This window comes from Curtobacterium sp. MCPF17_051 (assembly GCF_003234595.1).
GTDB classification, from domain to species: Bacteria; Actinomycetota; Actinomycetes; order Actinomycetales; family Microbacteriaceae; genus Curtobacterium; species Curtobacterium flaccumfaciens.
Window position 1 is genome coordinate 1 of the sequence record NZ_QKSE01000018.1, and the last position, 14,016, is coordinate 14,016.

Genomic DNA, 14,016 nt, shown 5'->3' on the forward strand with positions numbered 1-14,016 from the left:
CCCCCACAGCCGCACCCGCCTTCCCGACGACACCACCCGCTCCCCTTCCCCCAGCACCGCCCCCTGCACCCGTCCATCCACCCGAAACGGAACCCGACATGTCGCAGCAGCACAGCGAGCTCTCCGCACAGCAGCAGCTCGAGGCCTACGGCTACAAGCAGGAGCTCAAGCGCTCCGTCTCCACCACCGACCTGCTCATCTACGGCCTGGTCTTCATGGTCCCGATCGCCCCGTGGGCGATCTTCGGGACCGTCTACAACGCCTCCAGCGGCATGGTGCCGCTGGTGTACCTCGTCGGCCTCGTCGCGATGATCTTCACCGCCCTGGCCTACGCGCAGATGGCGAAGTCGATCCCCCTCGCCGGCAGCGTGTTCTCGTACGTCGGCCGCGGCATCCACCCCACCGCCGGGTTCTTCGCCGGCTGGGCGATCCTGCTCGACTACCTGCTCGTCCCGACGCTGCTCTACGTGTTCGCCGCGGAGAGCATGGTCGGCATCTTCCCGGGCACGCCCCGCTGGCTGTGGGCGCTCGTGTTCGTCGCGATCAACACCGTCATCAACCTGGCGGGGGTGTCCTCGCTCAAGCTCGCGAACCGCATCTTCCTGCTCATCGAGCTCGTCTTCGTCGCGATCTTCGTCGTCATCGCGATCGTCGCACTGACCGGCGGCACGATCCCCGACGCGTCCTTCGGCACCGAGCAGATCTGGGACCCGGCCAAGGTGTCGGCGCCGCTCATCGCCTCGGCCCTGTCGATCGCGGTGCTGAGCTTCCTGGGCTTCGACGGCATCTCGACGCTGTCCGAGGAGTCCACCGGCCGTCGTGGCGGAGCCGGCACGGCGATGATCCTGGCGCTCGTCATCGTGGCGTTCCTGTTCATCCTGCAGACCTGGCTCGCATCCGCCCTGGCCGCGGGGCGGGACTCGTTCTCGGACAGCGAGGCCGGCAACGCCTTCTTCACCATCGTCGAGCAGGCCTCGTCGAGCGGCTGGGCGACCGCGTTCTTCGCCGTCAACGTGCTCGCCGTCGGCATCGCGAACGCCATGGCCGCACAGGCCGCGACGAGCCGTCTGCTCTTCTCGATGAGCCGCGACCGTCAGCTGCCCGCGTTCCTGCACAAGCTCAACGGGCGCCAGGTGCCGCAGAACGCGATCATCGTCGTCTCGGTGCTCTCCGCGATCCTGGTGCTGTTCTTCGTCGGGCAGATCGACACGATCTCGTCGCTCGTGAACTTCGGCGCGCTGTTCGGCTTCATGCTCCTGCACGTGTCCGTCTTCGTGCACCACGTCGTCAAGGGGAAGTCGCGCAACTGGCTGCTGCACCTGGTCGTGCCGCTGGTCGGGTTCCTGATCATCGGGTACGTCCTGCTGAACGCCGCGGTCGAGGCGAAGGTCGGCGGGATCATCTGGCTGATCGTCGGCGCGGCCGTGTTCCTGTACTACCGACGCACCGGCCGTTCCACCGAGGTCGGCTCCGAAGCAGAACCGACGACGGAGGACGCACGATGACCCCGGACCACTTCCTGCCGAACACCCTCGGCCGCCCCGGGTTCTCGGCCGACCGGGAGCCCGTGCTGCGGGTCCGCCCCGGCACCGGCGATACCATCGGCTTCGAGACCACCGACGCCGTCTACGCCGAACTCGACCAGCACCACGACATGGCGCAGCTGCAGGCGCCGATCAACCCGGTGACCGGCCCGGTGTTCGTCGAGGGGGCAGAACCCGGCGACACCCTCGTGGTGACCATCCACGCCATCGAGCTGACCACGCACGGCTGGTCGGTGTCCCTGCCCGGCTCCGGGGCCCTGCAGCACGTGATGGGCGACCGGGTCTTCGCCCGCCGCTGCCCGATCTCGGACGGCACGGTGCAGGTGTCCGAGCGGCACCGGTTCCCCGTCCGGCCGATGATCGGGTGCATCGGGACGGCCCCGGCCGAGGGTGAGAACTCGACGATCATGCCGGCCTACCCGGAGGGCGGCAACATGGACGTCACCGAGGCCCGCCCCGGCTCGAGCGTGTCCCTGCCCGTCCGGGTCCCCGGTGCGCTGCTGTCGATCGGCGACATCCACGCACTCATGGCCGAGGGCGAGTCGTCGTTCGTCGCCATCGAGGCCCAGGGCACCGCGATCGTCTCCGTCGACCTGGTGAAGGGCGGCCCGGTGCTCCGCGCACCCCGCATCGAGACCGCCGACGACTGGCTGTTCGTCGGCCTCGGCGACCCCGTGCAGGAGAGCGTCCGGCGCGGGTACGAGGACGCCTTCGCGTTCCTCGTCGACGAGCACGGCTGGACCGCCGAGGACGCCTACGCGGTGCTCAGCGCGGTCGGTGACTCGAAGCTCGGCGGGCCGACCGGCTCCACCGCCCCGGACCCGCTGCACCCCTTCGCCGCCGTCGGCGCGGTCACCCTGCACCGGGTGCCGAAGGCGGTGCTGTGAGGGTTCGCTGGGGGTGACGAGCCCTTCGTGAGCACGGAGTGCCGGGAACCTGCACAGGCGTGTGCACGATGATGGGCGCATGCACGACACCATCCGCTACGTCGCGATCGGCGACAGCTTCTCGGAGGGCATCGGCGACGCCGGACCCGCTCCGTTCCCCGGCTGGACCGGACGACTCGCGAGCGCGATGGCGGGAGCCTCGGACGCCGACGTCTCGTACGCGAACCTCGCGGTGCGCGGCCGACTGCTCGCCGGGGTCCTCGACGGCCAGCTCGGGGCCGCACTCGCGCTCGACCCGGCGCCGACCCTGATCACCTTCTGCGCCGGCGGGAACGACCTGCTGCGCCCGCGCTTCGACGTGGACGCGCTCATCGGGCAGGTCGAGGCAGCCGCCGACCGCGTCGAGGCCACCGGGGCACGCCTGGCGCTCCTCAGCCCGGCCGACCCGAGCGCCCGCCTGCCCCTCGGCTCCCTCATCAACCGCCGCGGTGACGCCTGGGCCGAAGCGCTCGGCACGCTCGCCCGACGCCGCGGCCTGCCGTTCGTCGACGTCTCGCGCGACCCGCACCTCGGCCGTGCGGAGTTCTGGTCGGACGACCGGCTGCACATGAACGCCACCGGGCACCAGCGCGTCGCGGACCTGGCGCTGCACGCGGTCCTCGACGGCCCCGCGCCGGTCGAGCCCGCGGACGCCGGTGCCGCCCGGGCCCGCCTGGGCGAGGAACTCCGCTACTACCGCGAGTACGTCCTGCCGTGGGTGCAGCGTCGGATCACCCGCACGTCGTCGGGCGACGGGCGCTCGGCGACCCACCCCACGTGGACGCCGGTGCGCAGGCAGGACGCGTAGCCAGCGTCAGCCCGCGACGTACACGCGGGTGGTGACCCCGCTCAGCGCGTGCGCGAACTCGTCGCCCGTCGCCACGAAGCCGCCCGCCTCGTACAGCCGCACCGCCCGGTCGTTGTCGCCGAGCACGTGCAGCACGACGCGTGGGTGCCCGGCAGCACGGGCATCGTGCACCGCCTCGGACAGCAGCGACCGTCCGACCCCGCGGGCCTGCACCCCTGGGCGCACCGCGAGCAACGACAGGTAGGCGGCGTCCGCCGGGTCCGTCGACCGCCCGGTGCCGGGCGCCGTCACGAGCACGAAGCCGTCGACCGCACCGTCCGGGCCGGGAGCCACCAACCAGGCGACGTGCTCCGCGGCGAACTTCTGCCGCGCACGCTCCCGCACCGCCGGGTCCTCGGCGGCGCCGTCACGCGCGGCCACGGCCGCGGCCCACAGGTCGATGCAGGTGTCGGTCTCGTCCGGGGTCGCAGGACGCACGACCACGGAGGACTCGATCACCCGATCAGCCTACGACCGCCCGGCTCCCGATCCTGAACGACGCCCCACGGTGCTCGTCGGGCAGCCGGTCCCCGCGGCCGTGCAGCTTCTGGCGGAGCGACCCCGACCCGTACTCCTCCGGGTAGGCCCCACGGGCACGGAGCTCCGGGATCACGAACTCGATGACGTCCTCCCACGTGCCCGGGGTCACCGCGTACGCCAGGTTGAAGCCGTCGACGTCGGTCAGCTCCTGGATCTCCTGCAGCCGGTCGGCGATGGTCGCTCCCCCGCCGACCGCCACCGGGCCGAGTCCACCGATCGCCGTCTGCCGCGCCAGGTCACGGATCGTCCACTTCGACCCGTCCTCCCCCGTCGCCGCCGCGATGTTCGCCGCCGCCGACTGGATCGCGTTCGACTCGACGTCACCGAGGGGCTGGTCCGGGTCCCACTGCGACAGGTCGACCCCCATCCAGCCGGAGTTGAGCACCAGCGCACCGAGCTCCGACGCGTACGACAGGTAGTCCTCGTACTTCGCCTGGGCCAGCTCGTCGGTGGCGTCCGTGATCACGGTGAGCAGCGTGTAGACGCGGGCGGCGTACCGGTCGCGACCAGCTGCCTCCAGGGCGTCCCGGACCTTCGCGACGGTCGACGCGAGCTGCTCGACGGTCGGTGCGCCCACGAAGACCGCTTCCGCGTTCTCAGCGGCGAAGCGGATGCCGCGCGGCGACGCGCCCGCCTGGTAGATGACGGGCGTGCGCTGCACGGACGGCTCGGACAGGTGGATGCCCGGCACGTCGAAGTGCGTGCCGTGGTGCTCGATCGGGTGCACCTTCGCCGGGTCCGTGAAGACCCCCGCTTCGCGGTCGGCGACGACGGCGTCGTCCTCCCACGAGCCCTCCCACAGCTTGTAGAGGACCTCGAGGTACTCGTCCGCCACGTCGTACCGGTCGTCGTGCGACAGCTGGTCGGTCTGGCCCATGTTCCGCGCGGCACTCGGCAGGTACCCGGTGACGACGTTCCAGCCGACCCGGCCCTTGGTCAGGTGGTCGAGCGTCGACATGCGTCGGGCGAACGGGTACGGGTGCTCGTACGCGGTGCCCGCCGTGATGCCGAAGCCCAGGTGCTCCGTCACCGACGCCATCGCCGACACGAGCAGGATCGGGTCATTCACGGGCACCTGCGACCCGGTGCGGAGCGCGGCCTCGTTCGAGCCGCCGTACACGTCGTACGTGCCCAGGACGTCGGCGATGAAGATGCCGTCGAACGCACCCCGCTCGAGCGTCTTCGCCAGGTCCGTCCAGTAGGTCAGATCGCGGTAGTCCCGCGACCGGTCACGCGGGTGCCGCCACAGCCCGGAGGACTGGTGCGCGACGCAGTTCATGTCGAACGCGTTGAAGCGGATCTGCCGGTGCTCGCTGCTGGTGGTCACGGGTCGAGACGCTACGTCGGACACCCCGGACCGTCACGGATCGTGACGAAGCGTGACGGTCGGCTCCGGCATCGGCCTGGAGGCCCGCCCCGCGCCCGGCGCGCCGCCCGCGCCGGGCGCGTGGCTCGTTCCAGGGCTCAGGCGCGGTCGTGGAGCGTGACGTGGTAACCGTCGGGGTCGGCGAACGTGAACGTCCGACCGAAGGGACCGTCGATCGGCGCCGAGACGATGCGGTGCCCGTCGGCGACCAGCGCGTCGTGGATCGCCTGCACGTCCGTCGCGTGCAGCCAGATCGCGACGCCGAGGCCGGGCTGCGCCACCGCGTCGAGGTCCGTGCCGGGTACCAGGTCGCGCAGGGCGAAGGCGATCGGCGTGGTCTCGAACACGACGGCGTGCGGCGGGCCGGCCTGCGAGCGGACGAGGCCGAGGTACCGCTCGTAGAACGCCTGTGAGGCATCGAGGTCGCGGGTCTGCAGTGAGATGAAGTCGGGGCCGGTGACGGGCATTGGTGCACTCCTTGATCTTTGTGTCAGTTTTCTGACACACGGCAAACCTATGTCAGACTGCTGACATGCGTCAAGACGACACCGGCATCCACCTCGAGACGTCGATCGGCTACCTGCTCAAGGAGACCGCCAGCGCCCTCCGTGCGTCGATGGAGGCCGTGCTGCGCCCGCTCGGCATGACGGTGACGCACTACTCCTGCCTCGAACTGCTCGCACAGCGCCCCGGCCTGTCGAACTCCGAACTCGCGCGGGGCACCTTCGTCACCCGGCAGTCGATGAACGTGTTGCTGCAGACCCTGGAGCGGGACGGTTTCGTCACCCGCGCCACCGAGCCGTCGGTCGGCAAGGCGCTCCCCACGCAGCTCACCGACAGCGGGCGTCGGAGCCTGGCGCAGGCGAGTGCGGCGATCCGCGGTGTCGAACAGCGGATGCTCGCCGATCTGACCACCGACCAGCAGACCGAGGCCCGCCAGATCCTGCGGAGCATGGTCGCATCGCTCCGTAGTGAGACCTGAGCGCTCGCGGTGTTCGTAGGCTGGGCGGATGGACGTCGCTCTGCGGGACAGCACCCCCGAGGACCTCGAGTGGCTCGTCGAGCTCCGGGCCGTGGTGCTGCGCGACGACCTGACGCGGCTCGGGGTGTTCGACGAGCTGCGCGTCCGACAGCGCCTCCGCGACGCGTTCCGGCCGCGACTGACCCGCATCGTCGTGGTCGACGGCCGCGACGTCGGGTCGATCACCGTGCGGGACGAGGACGACGTCCGCTGGGTCGAGCACTTCTACCTCGTGCCCGAGGTCCAGGGCCGTGGAGTCGGGTCGACCGTGCTGCACGCCGTCCTCGACGAGCCCCACGACGGCCCGACGCGGCTCAACGTGCTGGTGGGCAGCCCCGCCCGTCGGCTCTACGAACGACACGGCTTCGTGCTCGACACCGATGACGGCGTCGACGTCTTCATGACGCTGCGCGCGGCCGATCGAGCACCCCACGAAGTGCACTGAGCTGCTCGTCGACGACGTCGGCCATCCGGCGCTCGGCCGGTCCGGTGACCCAGGCCTCGAGGGCCAGGTGGAACAGCATCACGCACGTCTCGGCGATCACCGCCGCCTCGGACGGATCGAGCCCGCGAACGACGAAGGCTTCGCGCGCCGCGTCCGTCAGGTCGGCACGCTTCCGGGCGTCGCGCTCCCGGAGTGACGGCTCGGACAGCACCACCCGCCGCACCGCACCGACCTCGTCGTGACGCCCCTCGAACCGCTCGTCGGCGACCTGCCGGAGGCCGTGCACGACGATGTCGAGCGGGTTGATCCCGGCCGGCGCTCCCTCGATGGCGGCCCGGGCGAGGTCGGGGATCTCGTCGCCGGCGAAGATCACCTCGCGCTTGTCGGCGAAGTACCGGAAGAAGGTGCGGGTCGTCAGGCCGGCCCGTGCGGTGATCTGCGGCACGGTCGTCGCCTGGTAGCCCTGCTCGGCGAAGAGCTCGAACGCCGCTCGTTCGAGTCGCCCTCGGGCATCCGGAGACCAACGCATGGGGCAAGACTACTGGTGATGACACGTCGTGTCATGATTGACTGGGTGATGACACGCCGTGTCATGATCCACTTCGAGCAAGAGATCGGGACACCATGTCGTCATCGGGCAACGCAGCACTCTGGACCACGTCGACCGGGCGGTTCGCCGTCGGGCCCGCCACGGCCCCCCAGCCCGGCCCCGGCGAACTCGTCGTCCGCGCCGAGGCCGTCGCCGTCAACCCGGTCGACGCCGTCGGCGGGCTCTTCCGGCACCTGGTGTACCCGAAGCTGCGGTTCCCCGCGGTCCTCGGCTCGGACGTCGCCGGCACCGTGATCGCGATCGGCCCCGGCGTCGAGCGGTTCCGTGTGGGCGACCGGGTCGTCGGGCACGCGGCGGGGCAGGAGCAGCACCGGAACAGCGCTGCCGAAGGCGCCTTCCAGCACCAGGTCCTGCTGCTCGAACGCGTGACGACCTCGGTGCCGGATGATCTGCCGGCCGAGCAGGCAGCGGTCCTGCCACTCGCCGTCTCGACCGCCGCCGCAGGCCTGTTCGAGCCGGACCAACTCGCGCTGTCGCTCCCGACCGCAGACACCGCCGAGCGCAACGGGGTCGTCCTGGTGTGGGGCGCGTCCACGAGCGTCGGCGCCAACGCCGTCCAGCTCGCCCGGGCCGCCGGGTACGCCGTGATCGGCACCGCATCGCCGAAGAACCATGGGTTCGTGCAGGACCTCGGGGCCGAAGCCGTGTTCGACTACCGCGACGACGGTGCCGCACGCCGCATCCTCGAGACACTCGCCGACCGGGAGCTCGCCGGCACCATCGCCTTCGGCCAGGGCTCGCTGACCCGCACGCTCCCGATCGTCCGGGCAGCCACCGGCTCCGGCCGACTCGCATCGGCCTACCCGACGCCGGTGACGACGATCCGTGCACGTCTCGAGCGTCGACGCGGGGTCAACATCACCGCGATCTGGGGTGGCCGTCCGACTGAGTCCGAGGTCGGCCCCGCGATCTACCGCGACTTCCTGCCCGAGGCGCTCCGCACCGGTCGGTACCGAGCGACGCCGACCGCATCCGTCGTCGGATCGGGGCTCGCCGCGATCCCGGACGCCCTCGCCGAGCTCCGCGCGGGTGTCTCCGCCCGGAAGCTCGTCGTGACGCTCCCCTGAGCCGGTAGCGTCAGCGACGTGACCGGTTCCGACGAGCAAGACGACGAGACGTTCGAGATCATGATGTCGGGCGGTGCCACGCCGCGGGGGCACCTGCAGGACCCGAGCGCCGTAACGCTGCACCTGGACCCGCGGCTCCTCGGCGACACCGCCAGGGGCAAGGAGATGTTCGCACTGGCGATCGACCAGCAGCACACCGCACTGTCCGACTACGCCACCGCCATCGAGGCCGCCGACGGTGACGTGACGGCCCCGGCCGTGCAGGACGCCGCGACCGCGCTGCACCAGGCGCTCCACTTCCTGCCGATCGCTCACACCGCGTACACGGGTGTCGGCTTCCCCACGGCGCGCGTCGGGGACGGCCCACGGCCGACCTCGCTGCGACCGCAACGCGGCGAGCGCGGCCTCGGCGTCCACCCGGACATGCTCACGGCGATCCACGGGGACACCTCGCAGCGCTGGGAGCTCGCGTGCGAAGAAGACCTCCCCCTCGCCGTCGAGATCACCCTGGCGACCGACCCGGACGAGAACGTGCGGTCCGTCTTCCTTATGGCGACGAGGTCACGAACCGTCGTCCTGCTCATGGAACAGCGAGAGACCGACCCGGGCGTCCTCGAACAGCTCGCCCAGCAGGGCTACGCGAGCCCCGAACGGAAGTTCCCCCTGCCGCTCGCCGATCTCGTTCCCCGAGAGCTGGACGGCCTCTACGAACTCCTCGGTCTCGACGACCAGGCCGTCGCGCTCGCGAAGTCCCGCTGGGCACGGGCGCAGGAACGCGACGAGCGCATCACCGTCGGCGACGCGCTCCGCGAGATCGGCGTCTTCGCCTGATCGCTACTCCGTAGCGAGCGACTTCGCGTACCAGCGGTCGGAGTACGGGTCGTCGCTGAACGGCGGGACCCGGACGAAGCCGAGCCGTTCGTAGAGCGCACAGGCCTCGGCGAGCCCGGCCCGCGTGCCCAGCCGCAACGACGTGATACCGCGTCCGCGGCAGACGTCCTCGACGTGGCGCAGGAGCCCCGAACCGACGCCTCGGCCTCGGTGCTCCGGCAGCGTGAACACCTTCGTCAGCTCGCCGACGACGCCCACGAAGCGCACGCCGGCGCAACCGACCACGGCTCCCCCGTCGGCGGCGACGAGGAACACCCCCGAGTCCCCATGCAGGTCGTCGTACGGCTCCTCGTCGAGTGCCCGGTCGACCTCGGCCGACGTCGCCGCCCGCCCGTACCACCGCGACGCGACCTCCGTCAGGTAGTCCCGCACGATCACGTCGGATCCCGCCGAGCCGGGATGCGCTGTCTCGACGATCATGTGGTCCATCCTCGTGCTCGTGCTCGTGACCGCCATCAGTCCGCGCCGACGTCCGTCAGGATCGCCGGGACGACGACACTGCAAGGAGAAGGGAGAATCATGACCACGCTCCGCACCACCATCCTCACCGTCGGCATCGCCACGCTCCTCATCGGGGCGGCTGGCTGCGCGACAGCGTCCGGGCCGAGCGCTCCGAGCGCCACGCAGACAGCGACGGCCGTCACGCCGACGACGACCCCGACGAGCGTCCGGCCGTCATCCAGCCCGAGCGGCCCCTCGAGCTGGGTATTCGGCGACGCGTCCTTCGGTCCCGTCCAGCTCGGTGCCACGGACGCCAGCACGGTGCTGCCGGCTGCCGGCTTCTCGCGGCAGCCGTCGAGCGGCTGCCCGACGTTCTGGGAGTGGCAGTCCGCCGACCTGTCCACCCCCAGCGGGTCCGGGTACCGGATCCTGGTCACGTCCGACGACTCCGGACCCGGCGTGCGCTACATCAGCGTTGCGGGACAGGCAACCGACCCCGGAGCGTTCTCGTCGCCCGTGCTGACGTCCACGGGCATCGCGCTCGGTTCCACCGCAGACGACGTGCGCGCGGCGTACCCCGGGCTCGAGAAGACGATCGACACGTGGGAGCCACCGATCGGCGGCTACCGCGAGTACGTGGCACCGACCACGGATGGCCACTGGCTGCACTTCGACACCACGGGTGGCGCTTCCGGCGCTGAGGACATCGTGACGACGATCGTCATCAACGACACGAAGGCGGCAACGCAGGACGTCTGCCGCTGACCGTGCTGCGGACGGGAGGCGCGGGGCGGGCCCGCAACGGGCCTCCCGACTGTCCGGTGCTCGCGATCGCGAGCCGCACACGGGTCAGCGGGACGCGGTCGCCTCGCGCGCGGCGGCTTCCGCCGCGACCCACGCGAGCATGCCGCACTTGACGCGCATGACGAACTTGGAGACGCCGTGGAAGGCGACGAGGTCCTCGAGGACGTCCTCGTCGGGCTCACCGACGCCGCGCGAGCGCATCATGGTGCGGAACTCCTCGGTCAGCGCGAGGAACTCGGGCACGGTGCGGCCGACGGCCATGTCGGTGAGGACGGACGCCGAGGCCATCGAGATCGAGCAGCCGTCGCCCTGCCAGGCGAGCCCGGCGATGCGGTCGGTGCCGGGTTCGAGCCGCAGGCTGACCGTGATCTCGTCGCCGCACGTGGGGTTCCGCTCGAAGTGCGAGGCATCCGCGTCGGGCATCGCGCCGTCGCCGTGACGCGCCTTCGCGTGGTCGAGGATGACCTGCTGGTACAGGCTGTCGAGGGCGTTCACGCGGTGGCTCCGAAGTAGTCGCGGACCTCGGCGACGGCTGCGAGGAACCGGTCGACGTCGTGCTCGGTCGTGTAGACGTACGTGCTCGCACGGCTCGTGGCGACGAGACCGAGGCGGCGGTGCAGGGGCTGGGCGCAGTGGTGGCCGGAACGCACCGCGATGCCCTGCGCGTCGAGGTACTGCGAGACGTCGTGGGCGTGCACCCCGTCGACGTCGAACGACACCAGACCGGAGCGTGGGACGCCGGCGGGCGGGCCGACCACCCGGATGCCGGGCACGGCGGCGAGACCGTCGAGCATCCGGCGGGCCAGGTGTTCCTCGTGGGCGCGGACGCGTTCCATGCCGATGCCCTGCAGGTACCGGACGGCCTCGGCGAGGGCGACGGTCTGCGACACCGGCTGCGTGCCGGCCTCGAACCGCTCGGGCGCCGGCATGAACTCGGAGCCCTCCATCGTCACGGTGGTGATCATCGAGCCACCGGTCCGGAACGGCGGCAGGGCGTCGAGCAGCTCGGCACGGCCCCAGAGCACGCCGATGCCGTTCGGGCCGAGCATCTTGTGCCCGGAGAACGCGGCGAAGTCGACCCCGAGCTGCTGCACGTCGAGGGGACGGTGCGGTGCGGACTGGCAGGCGTCGAGCACGACGAGGGCGCCGCGGGCGTGGGCGAGGCCGACGACCTGCTCGACGGGGGCGATCATCCCGGTGACGTTCGAGACGTGCGAGAACGCGACGACCTTCGTGCGGTCCGTGATCAGCGCCGCGGCGTCGTCGGCGGTCCAGGTGCCGTCGTCGGCGACCGGGATCCAGCGCAGGGTGGCACCGGTGAGCGCGGCGAGCTCCTGCCACGGCACGAGGTTGGCGTGGTGTTCGGCCTCGGTCACGAGGATCTCGTCACCGACGCCCAGGCGGAAGCGCTCGGCTTGGGCACCGCCGCGGCCACGGCTGGCGTTGGCCATGCCGTACGCGACGAGGTTGAGCGCGTCGGTGGCGTTCGCGGTCCACACGACCTCGGTCGGGGCGGCGGCGCCGATGAAGCCGGCGACGGTGGCGCGGGCGTCCTCGTAGGCGTCGGTACTGAGCGCCGCGAGCGTGTGGGCCCCGCGGTGGACGGCGGCGTTGTCGTGTTCGAGGAACCGGCGCTCGGCGTCGAGGACCTGGCGCGGGCGTTCAGCCGTCGCCCCGGAGTCCAGGTACGCCAACGGCTGCCCGTTCACGTCCTGCGCGAGGATCGGGAAGTCCCGCTTGATCGCCTCGACCTCGGTCTCGGTGAGCGGCTGGTTCGGCGCCACGACTGTCACGTCTCGTCCTCCTGGTGCTGCTGTCCGGAGCAACCCGTCCATGGTGTCCGTTGTTCCCGACCACGTCCAGTCGGCACCGCGACGGCCCAGGACAACGCCGGGTCCTGGGCCGTTGCACGTCGGTCGCTACTCGTTGCCGAGCTTCTTGTCCGCAGCGTCGCGGGCACCGTCGATCTTGTCGTCGTACTTGCCGCCCGTGGCCTTCTTGACCGCGTCGGCCACGCCGCCGAGCACCTTGTCGCTGACGCCCTCGGCCTTCTCGCTCTGCAGGGCGTCCCGGACCTTGCCGTCCTTCAGGAACTCCTGGGCCTTCTTCGTGATGTCGTCGAACCCCGCCATCGGCTGCTCCTCGTCTCGGTGCGGAGCCCGTCGCTCCGTCCTGGCGCCGACAGTAGGCCGCCGGGCAGCCATCCGTACCGGGATGTTCGGGGTCCTCACACCATCTGTGCGCTGCGACGGCGGGCGAGCACGTACCCGACGGCGACCGCGCCGGACACCGCGAGCAGCGAGGGCACGAGGATGTCGGTGCCCTGCTGGGTGAACTCGACGACGAGCACCAGGGCGGTGAACGGTGCCCGCATGGTGGTGGCGAGGAAGGCCGCCGCACCGACGAACGCGAAAGCCGCCAGGCTCGGACCGTCGGCCGGCCACAGCAGCAGCCACGCTCCGCCCAGGCCACCGCCGATCGCCGACCCGATCGCGATCGAGGGCGTCAGGGTGCCGCCGACCGCACCCGCGCCGATGGTGGCCGAGGTGGTCACGGTCCGCAGGACGCCGAGCAGCAGCAGGAGGACGATCGGCGACAGGCTGGCGAACGAGGCGTCGTCGAGCGTGCTGTTCATCGCGACGAGGCCGAGGGCCCGGCCGTTGCCGAGGATCTCCGGGAACGGGATCGCGATGAGCCCGACCATCGCGAAGACCACGGGCAGCACGACGAGCAGGTGCCAGCCCTTCGGGGCGATGCCCTGCAGCCGGTTGGTCAGCTTGACGAACCCGACCCCGGCGAGCCCCAGCACCGGCCCCACGACGACCGCCCAGACGAGCAGCGACGGCGACAGGTGCATCGCGGGCACGTGGTACAGCACCTCGTCCGGGATCACGAGCCGGGCGGTGATGGCGGCGACGGCACTCGTGGCGAAGGCGGGCAGGGCGGTCGCGAAGCTGATCTCGCCGAGCAGGACCTCGACCGCGAACAGCGCACCGCCGAGGGGCACGTCGTAGACGGCGGCGAGGCCGGCCGCGGCCCCGCAGGCGACGAGGATCTTCGTCTCGCGTGCGGTCAGCCCCGCACGACGGGTGACGAGTTGGGCCAGCCAGGCCCCGACCTCACGCGGCGCGACCTCTTTGCCGATGGACGCGCCGAGCCCCACGGCCAGGATCTGGACGCCGGCGTTCGCGAGCGTCGCCAGGGCCGGCATCCGCTTGCCGTCGACGGCCGCGGTGACCGAGACGATCGAGCGCCCCCACCGACGGAGCGCCCACCAGGCGAACCCGGTCAGGACGCCGGCCGCCGTGAGCGCGAGGAACCGGTTCAGCCCGGACGATGCGTCGGCCGCCTCGAGGTGCCCGCCGAACCCGTAGCCGAAGGCGACGAACTGGATGAGCTGGAGCGCGAGCCAGACCGCGATGCCGGCGATGCCGCCGGAGACGCCCACCAGGGCGGTGACGACCGCGAGCTTGAGGGCCCAGACCGGGGTCGCGTGTCCGGAGTGCGGCATGAC

At 71.4% G+C, this 14,016-nt stretch carries 17 protein-coding genes; 8 read left to right on the top strand and 9 right to left on the bottom strand.

Annotation, left to right across the window (positions count from 1 at the left end):
- The first annotated feature begins 98 nt into the window (after positions 1-98).
- From DEJ35_RS13900 to DEJ35_RS13910, 3 genes are all read left to right on the top strand, one after another.
- The gene (locus tag DEJ35_RS13900) at positions 99-1,505 is read left to right on the top strand and encodes an APC family permease (protein ID WP_071405068.1); all 1,407 of its coding nucleotides are present in this window, start codon (positions 99-101) and stop codon (positions 1,503-1,505) included.
- A complete protein-coding gene (locus DEJ35_RS13905; protein WP_111192965.1) occupies positions 1,502-2,431 on the top strand; it encodes an acetamidase/formamidase family protein in 930 nt (309 codons plus the stop codon). Before DEJ35_RS13900 ends, DEJ35_RS13905 begins: the two co-directional genes overlap by 4 nt.
- Positions 2,432-2,510: 79 nt before the next feature.
- A complete protein-coding gene (locus DEJ35_RS13910; RefSeq protein WP_258369953.1) occupies positions 2,511-3,278 on the top strand; it encodes an SGNH/GDSL hydrolase family protein in 768 nt (255 codons plus the stop codon).
- Positions 3,279-3,284: 6 nt separating this feature from the next.
- Here DEJ35_RS13910 and DEJ35_RS13915 read toward each other — a convergent pair whose 3' ends face one another.
- The 3 genes from DEJ35_RS13915 to DEJ35_RS13925 all read right to left on the bottom strand — a co-directional run bounded on the left by DEJ35_RS13915 (position 3,285) and on the right by DEJ35_RS13925 (position 5,690).
- Positions 3,285-3,776, bottom strand: a complete 492-nt coding sequence (locus tag DEJ35_RS13915) for a GNAT family N-acetyltransferase (RefSeq protein WP_110862263.1) — start codon at positions 3,774-3,776, stop codon at positions 3,285-3,287.
- 4 nt (positions 3,777-3,780) lie between these two features.
- On the bottom strand, positions 3,781-5,184 hold the full coding sequence (locus DEJ35_RS13920; RefSeq protein ID WP_220032959.1) for an LLM class flavin-dependent oxidoreductase: 1,404 nt from the start codon (positions 5,182-5,184) through the stop codon (positions 3,781-3,783).
- Between the two features lie 137 nt (positions 5,185-5,321).
- Positions 5,322-5,690 carry a VOC family protein gene (locus DEJ35_RS13925; protein WP_110862264.1) on the bottom strand — a complete coding sequence of 123 codons (369 nt, stop codon included), beginning with the start codon at positions 5,688-5,690 and terminating at the stop codon, positions 5,322-5,324.
- A 65-nt stretch (positions 5,691-5,755) separates the two neighbouring features.
- On the opposite strand from DEJ35_RS13925, the gene DEJ35_RS13930 reads away from it, so the two are divergent.
- Complete coding sequence (locus DEJ35_RS13930; protein ID WP_111124439.1) at positions 5,756-6,205, top strand: MarR family winged helix-turn-helix transcriptional regulator; 450 nt, start codon at positions 5,756-5,758, stop codon at positions 6,203-6,205.
- A gap of 28 nt (positions 6,206-6,233) precedes the next feature.
- Entirely contained in the window at positions 6,234-6,689 is a 456-nt protein-coding gene (locus tag DEJ35_RS13935; RefSeq protein ID WP_111124438.1) for a GNAT family N-acetyltransferase, read from the top strand.
- Here DEJ35_RS13935 and DEJ35_RS13940 read toward each other — a convergent pair.
- Positions 6,643-7,218 (bottom strand): TetR/AcrR family transcriptional regulator, encoded by a 576-nt coding sequence (locus tag DEJ35_RS13940; RefSeq protein ID WP_111124437.1) that lies wholly within the window; start codon positions 7,216-7,218, stop codon positions 6,643-6,645. The genes DEJ35_RS13935 and DEJ35_RS13940 overlap by 47 nt on opposite strands.
- A gap of 95 nt (positions 7,219-7,313) precedes the next feature.
- Here DEJ35_RS13940 and DEJ35_RS13945 point away from each other — a divergent pair, with 95 nt between their 5' ends.
- The gene (locus DEJ35_RS13945) at positions 7,314-8,366 is read left to right on the top strand and encodes a zinc-binding alcohol dehydrogenase family protein (RefSeq protein WP_111091239.1); all 1,053 of its coding nucleotides are present in this window, start codon (positions 7,314-7,316) and stop codon (positions 8,364-8,366) included.
- Between the two features lie 18 nt (positions 8,367-8,384).
- Positions 8,385-9,197, top strand: a complete 813-nt coding sequence (locus DEJ35_RS13950; RefSeq protein ID WP_111124436.1) for a hypothetical protein — start codon at positions 8,385-8,387, stop codon at positions 9,195-9,197.
- A gap of 3 nt (positions 9,198-9,200) precedes the next feature.
- On the opposite strand, the gene DEJ35_RS13955 is transcribed toward DEJ35_RS13950, so the two are convergent.
- Complete coding sequence (locus DEJ35_RS13955; protein ID WP_111124440.1) at positions 9,201-9,677, bottom strand: GNAT family N-acetyltransferase; 477 nt, start codon at positions 9,675-9,677, stop codon at positions 9,201-9,203.
- A gap of 99 nt (positions 9,678-9,776) precedes the next feature.
- Between DEJ35_RS13955 and DEJ35_RS13960 the strand changes: the two genes are divergently transcribed.
- On the top strand, positions 9,777-10,463 hold the full coding sequence (locus DEJ35_RS13960; RefSeq protein ID WP_111192966.1) for a hypothetical protein: 687 nt from the start codon (positions 9,777-9,779) through the stop codon (positions 10,461-10,463).
- A gap of 84 nt (positions 10,464-10,547) precedes the next feature.
- Here DEJ35_RS13960 and sufU read toward each other — a convergent pair whose 3' ends face one another.
- The 4 genes from sufU to DEJ35_RS13980 all read right to left on the bottom strand — a co-directional run bounded on the left by sufU (position 10,548) and on the right by DEJ35_RS13980 (position 14,013).
- Positions 10,548-10,997, bottom strand: coding sequence for a Fe-S cluster assembly sulfur transfer protein SufU (gene sufU, locus DEJ35_RS13965; RefSeq protein WP_071405057.1), 450 nt, complete (start codon positions 10,995-10,997; stop codon positions 10,548-10,550).
- Complete coding sequence (locus tag DEJ35_RS13970; RefSeq protein ID WP_110862271.1) at positions 10,994-12,286, bottom strand: aminotransferase class V-fold PLP-dependent enzyme; 1,293 nt, start codon at positions 12,284-12,286, stop codon at positions 10,994-10,996. The genes sufU and DEJ35_RS13970 overlap by 4 nt, the downstream gene beginning before the upstream one ends.
- 135 nt (positions 12,287-12,421) lie before the next feature.
- Positions 12,422-12,634: an antitoxin gene (locus DEJ35_RS13975; RefSeq protein WP_110862272.1), complete on the bottom strand. Its 213-nt coding sequence runs from the start codon at positions 12,632-12,634 to the stop codon at positions 12,422-12,424.
- 95 nt (positions 12,635-12,729) lie between these two features.
- A complete protein-coding gene (locus DEJ35_RS13980; protein WP_110862273.1) occupies positions 12,730-14,013 on the bottom strand; it encodes a chloride channel protein in 1,284 nt (427 codons plus the stop codon).
- Positions 14,014-14,016: the final 3 nt, after the last annotated feature.

What these genes read in the sequence shown, in the direction of transcription:
- DEJ35_RS13935 (WP_111124438.1), top strand. Translation starts at nt 6,234, where the DNA reads ATGGACGTCGCTCTGCGGGACAGCACCCCCGAGGACCTCGAGTGGCTC.
- DEJ35_RS13955 (WP_111124440.1), bottom strand. Translation starts at nt 9,677, where the DNA reads ATGATCGTCGAGACAGCGCATCCCGGCTCGGCGGGATCCGACGTGATC.
- DEJ35_RS13960 (WP_111192966.1), top strand. Translation starts at nt 9,777, where the DNA reads ATGACCACGCTCCGCACCACCATCCTCACCGTCGGCATCGCCACGCTC.
- DEJ35_RS13940 (WP_111124437.1), bottom strand. Translation starts at nt 7,218, where the DNA reads ATGCGTTGGTCTCCGGATGCCCGAGGGCGACTCGAACGAGCGGCGTTC.
- DEJ35_RS13945 (WP_111091239.1), top strand. Translation starts at nt 7,314, where the DNA reads ATGTCGTCATCGGGCAACGCAGCACTCTGGACCACGTCGACCGGGCGG.
- DEJ35_RS13905 (WP_111192965.1), top strand. Translation starts at nt 1,502, where the DNA reads ATGACCCCGGACCACTTCCTGCCGAACACCCTCGGCCGCCCCGGGTTC.
- DEJ35_RS13980 (WP_110862273.1), bottom strand. Translation starts at nt 14,013, where the DNA reads ATGCCGCACTCCGGACACGCGACCCCGGTCTGGGCCCTCAAGCTCGCG.
- DEJ35_RS13900 (WP_071405068.1), top strand. Translation starts at nt 99, where the DNA reads ATGTCGCAGCAGCACAGCGAGCTCTCCGCACAGCAGCAGCTCGAGGCC.
- DEJ35_RS13975 (WP_110862272.1), bottom strand. Translation starts at nt 12,634, where the DNA reads ATGGCGGGGTTCGACGACATCACGAAGAAGGCCCAGGAGTTCCTGAAG.
- DEJ35_RS13910 (WP_258369953.1), top strand. Translation starts at nt 2,511, where the DNA reads ATGCACGACACCATCCGCTACGTCGCGATCGGCGACAGCTTCTCGGAG.
- DEJ35_RS13925 (WP_110862264.1), bottom strand. Translation starts at nt 5,690, where the DNA reads ATGCCCGTCACCGGCCCCGACTTCATCTCACTGCAGACCCGCGACCTC.
- DEJ35_RS13930 (WP_111124439.1), top strand. Translation starts at nt 5,756, where the DNA reads ATGCGTCAAGACGACACCGGCATCCACCTCGAGACGTCGATCGGCTAC.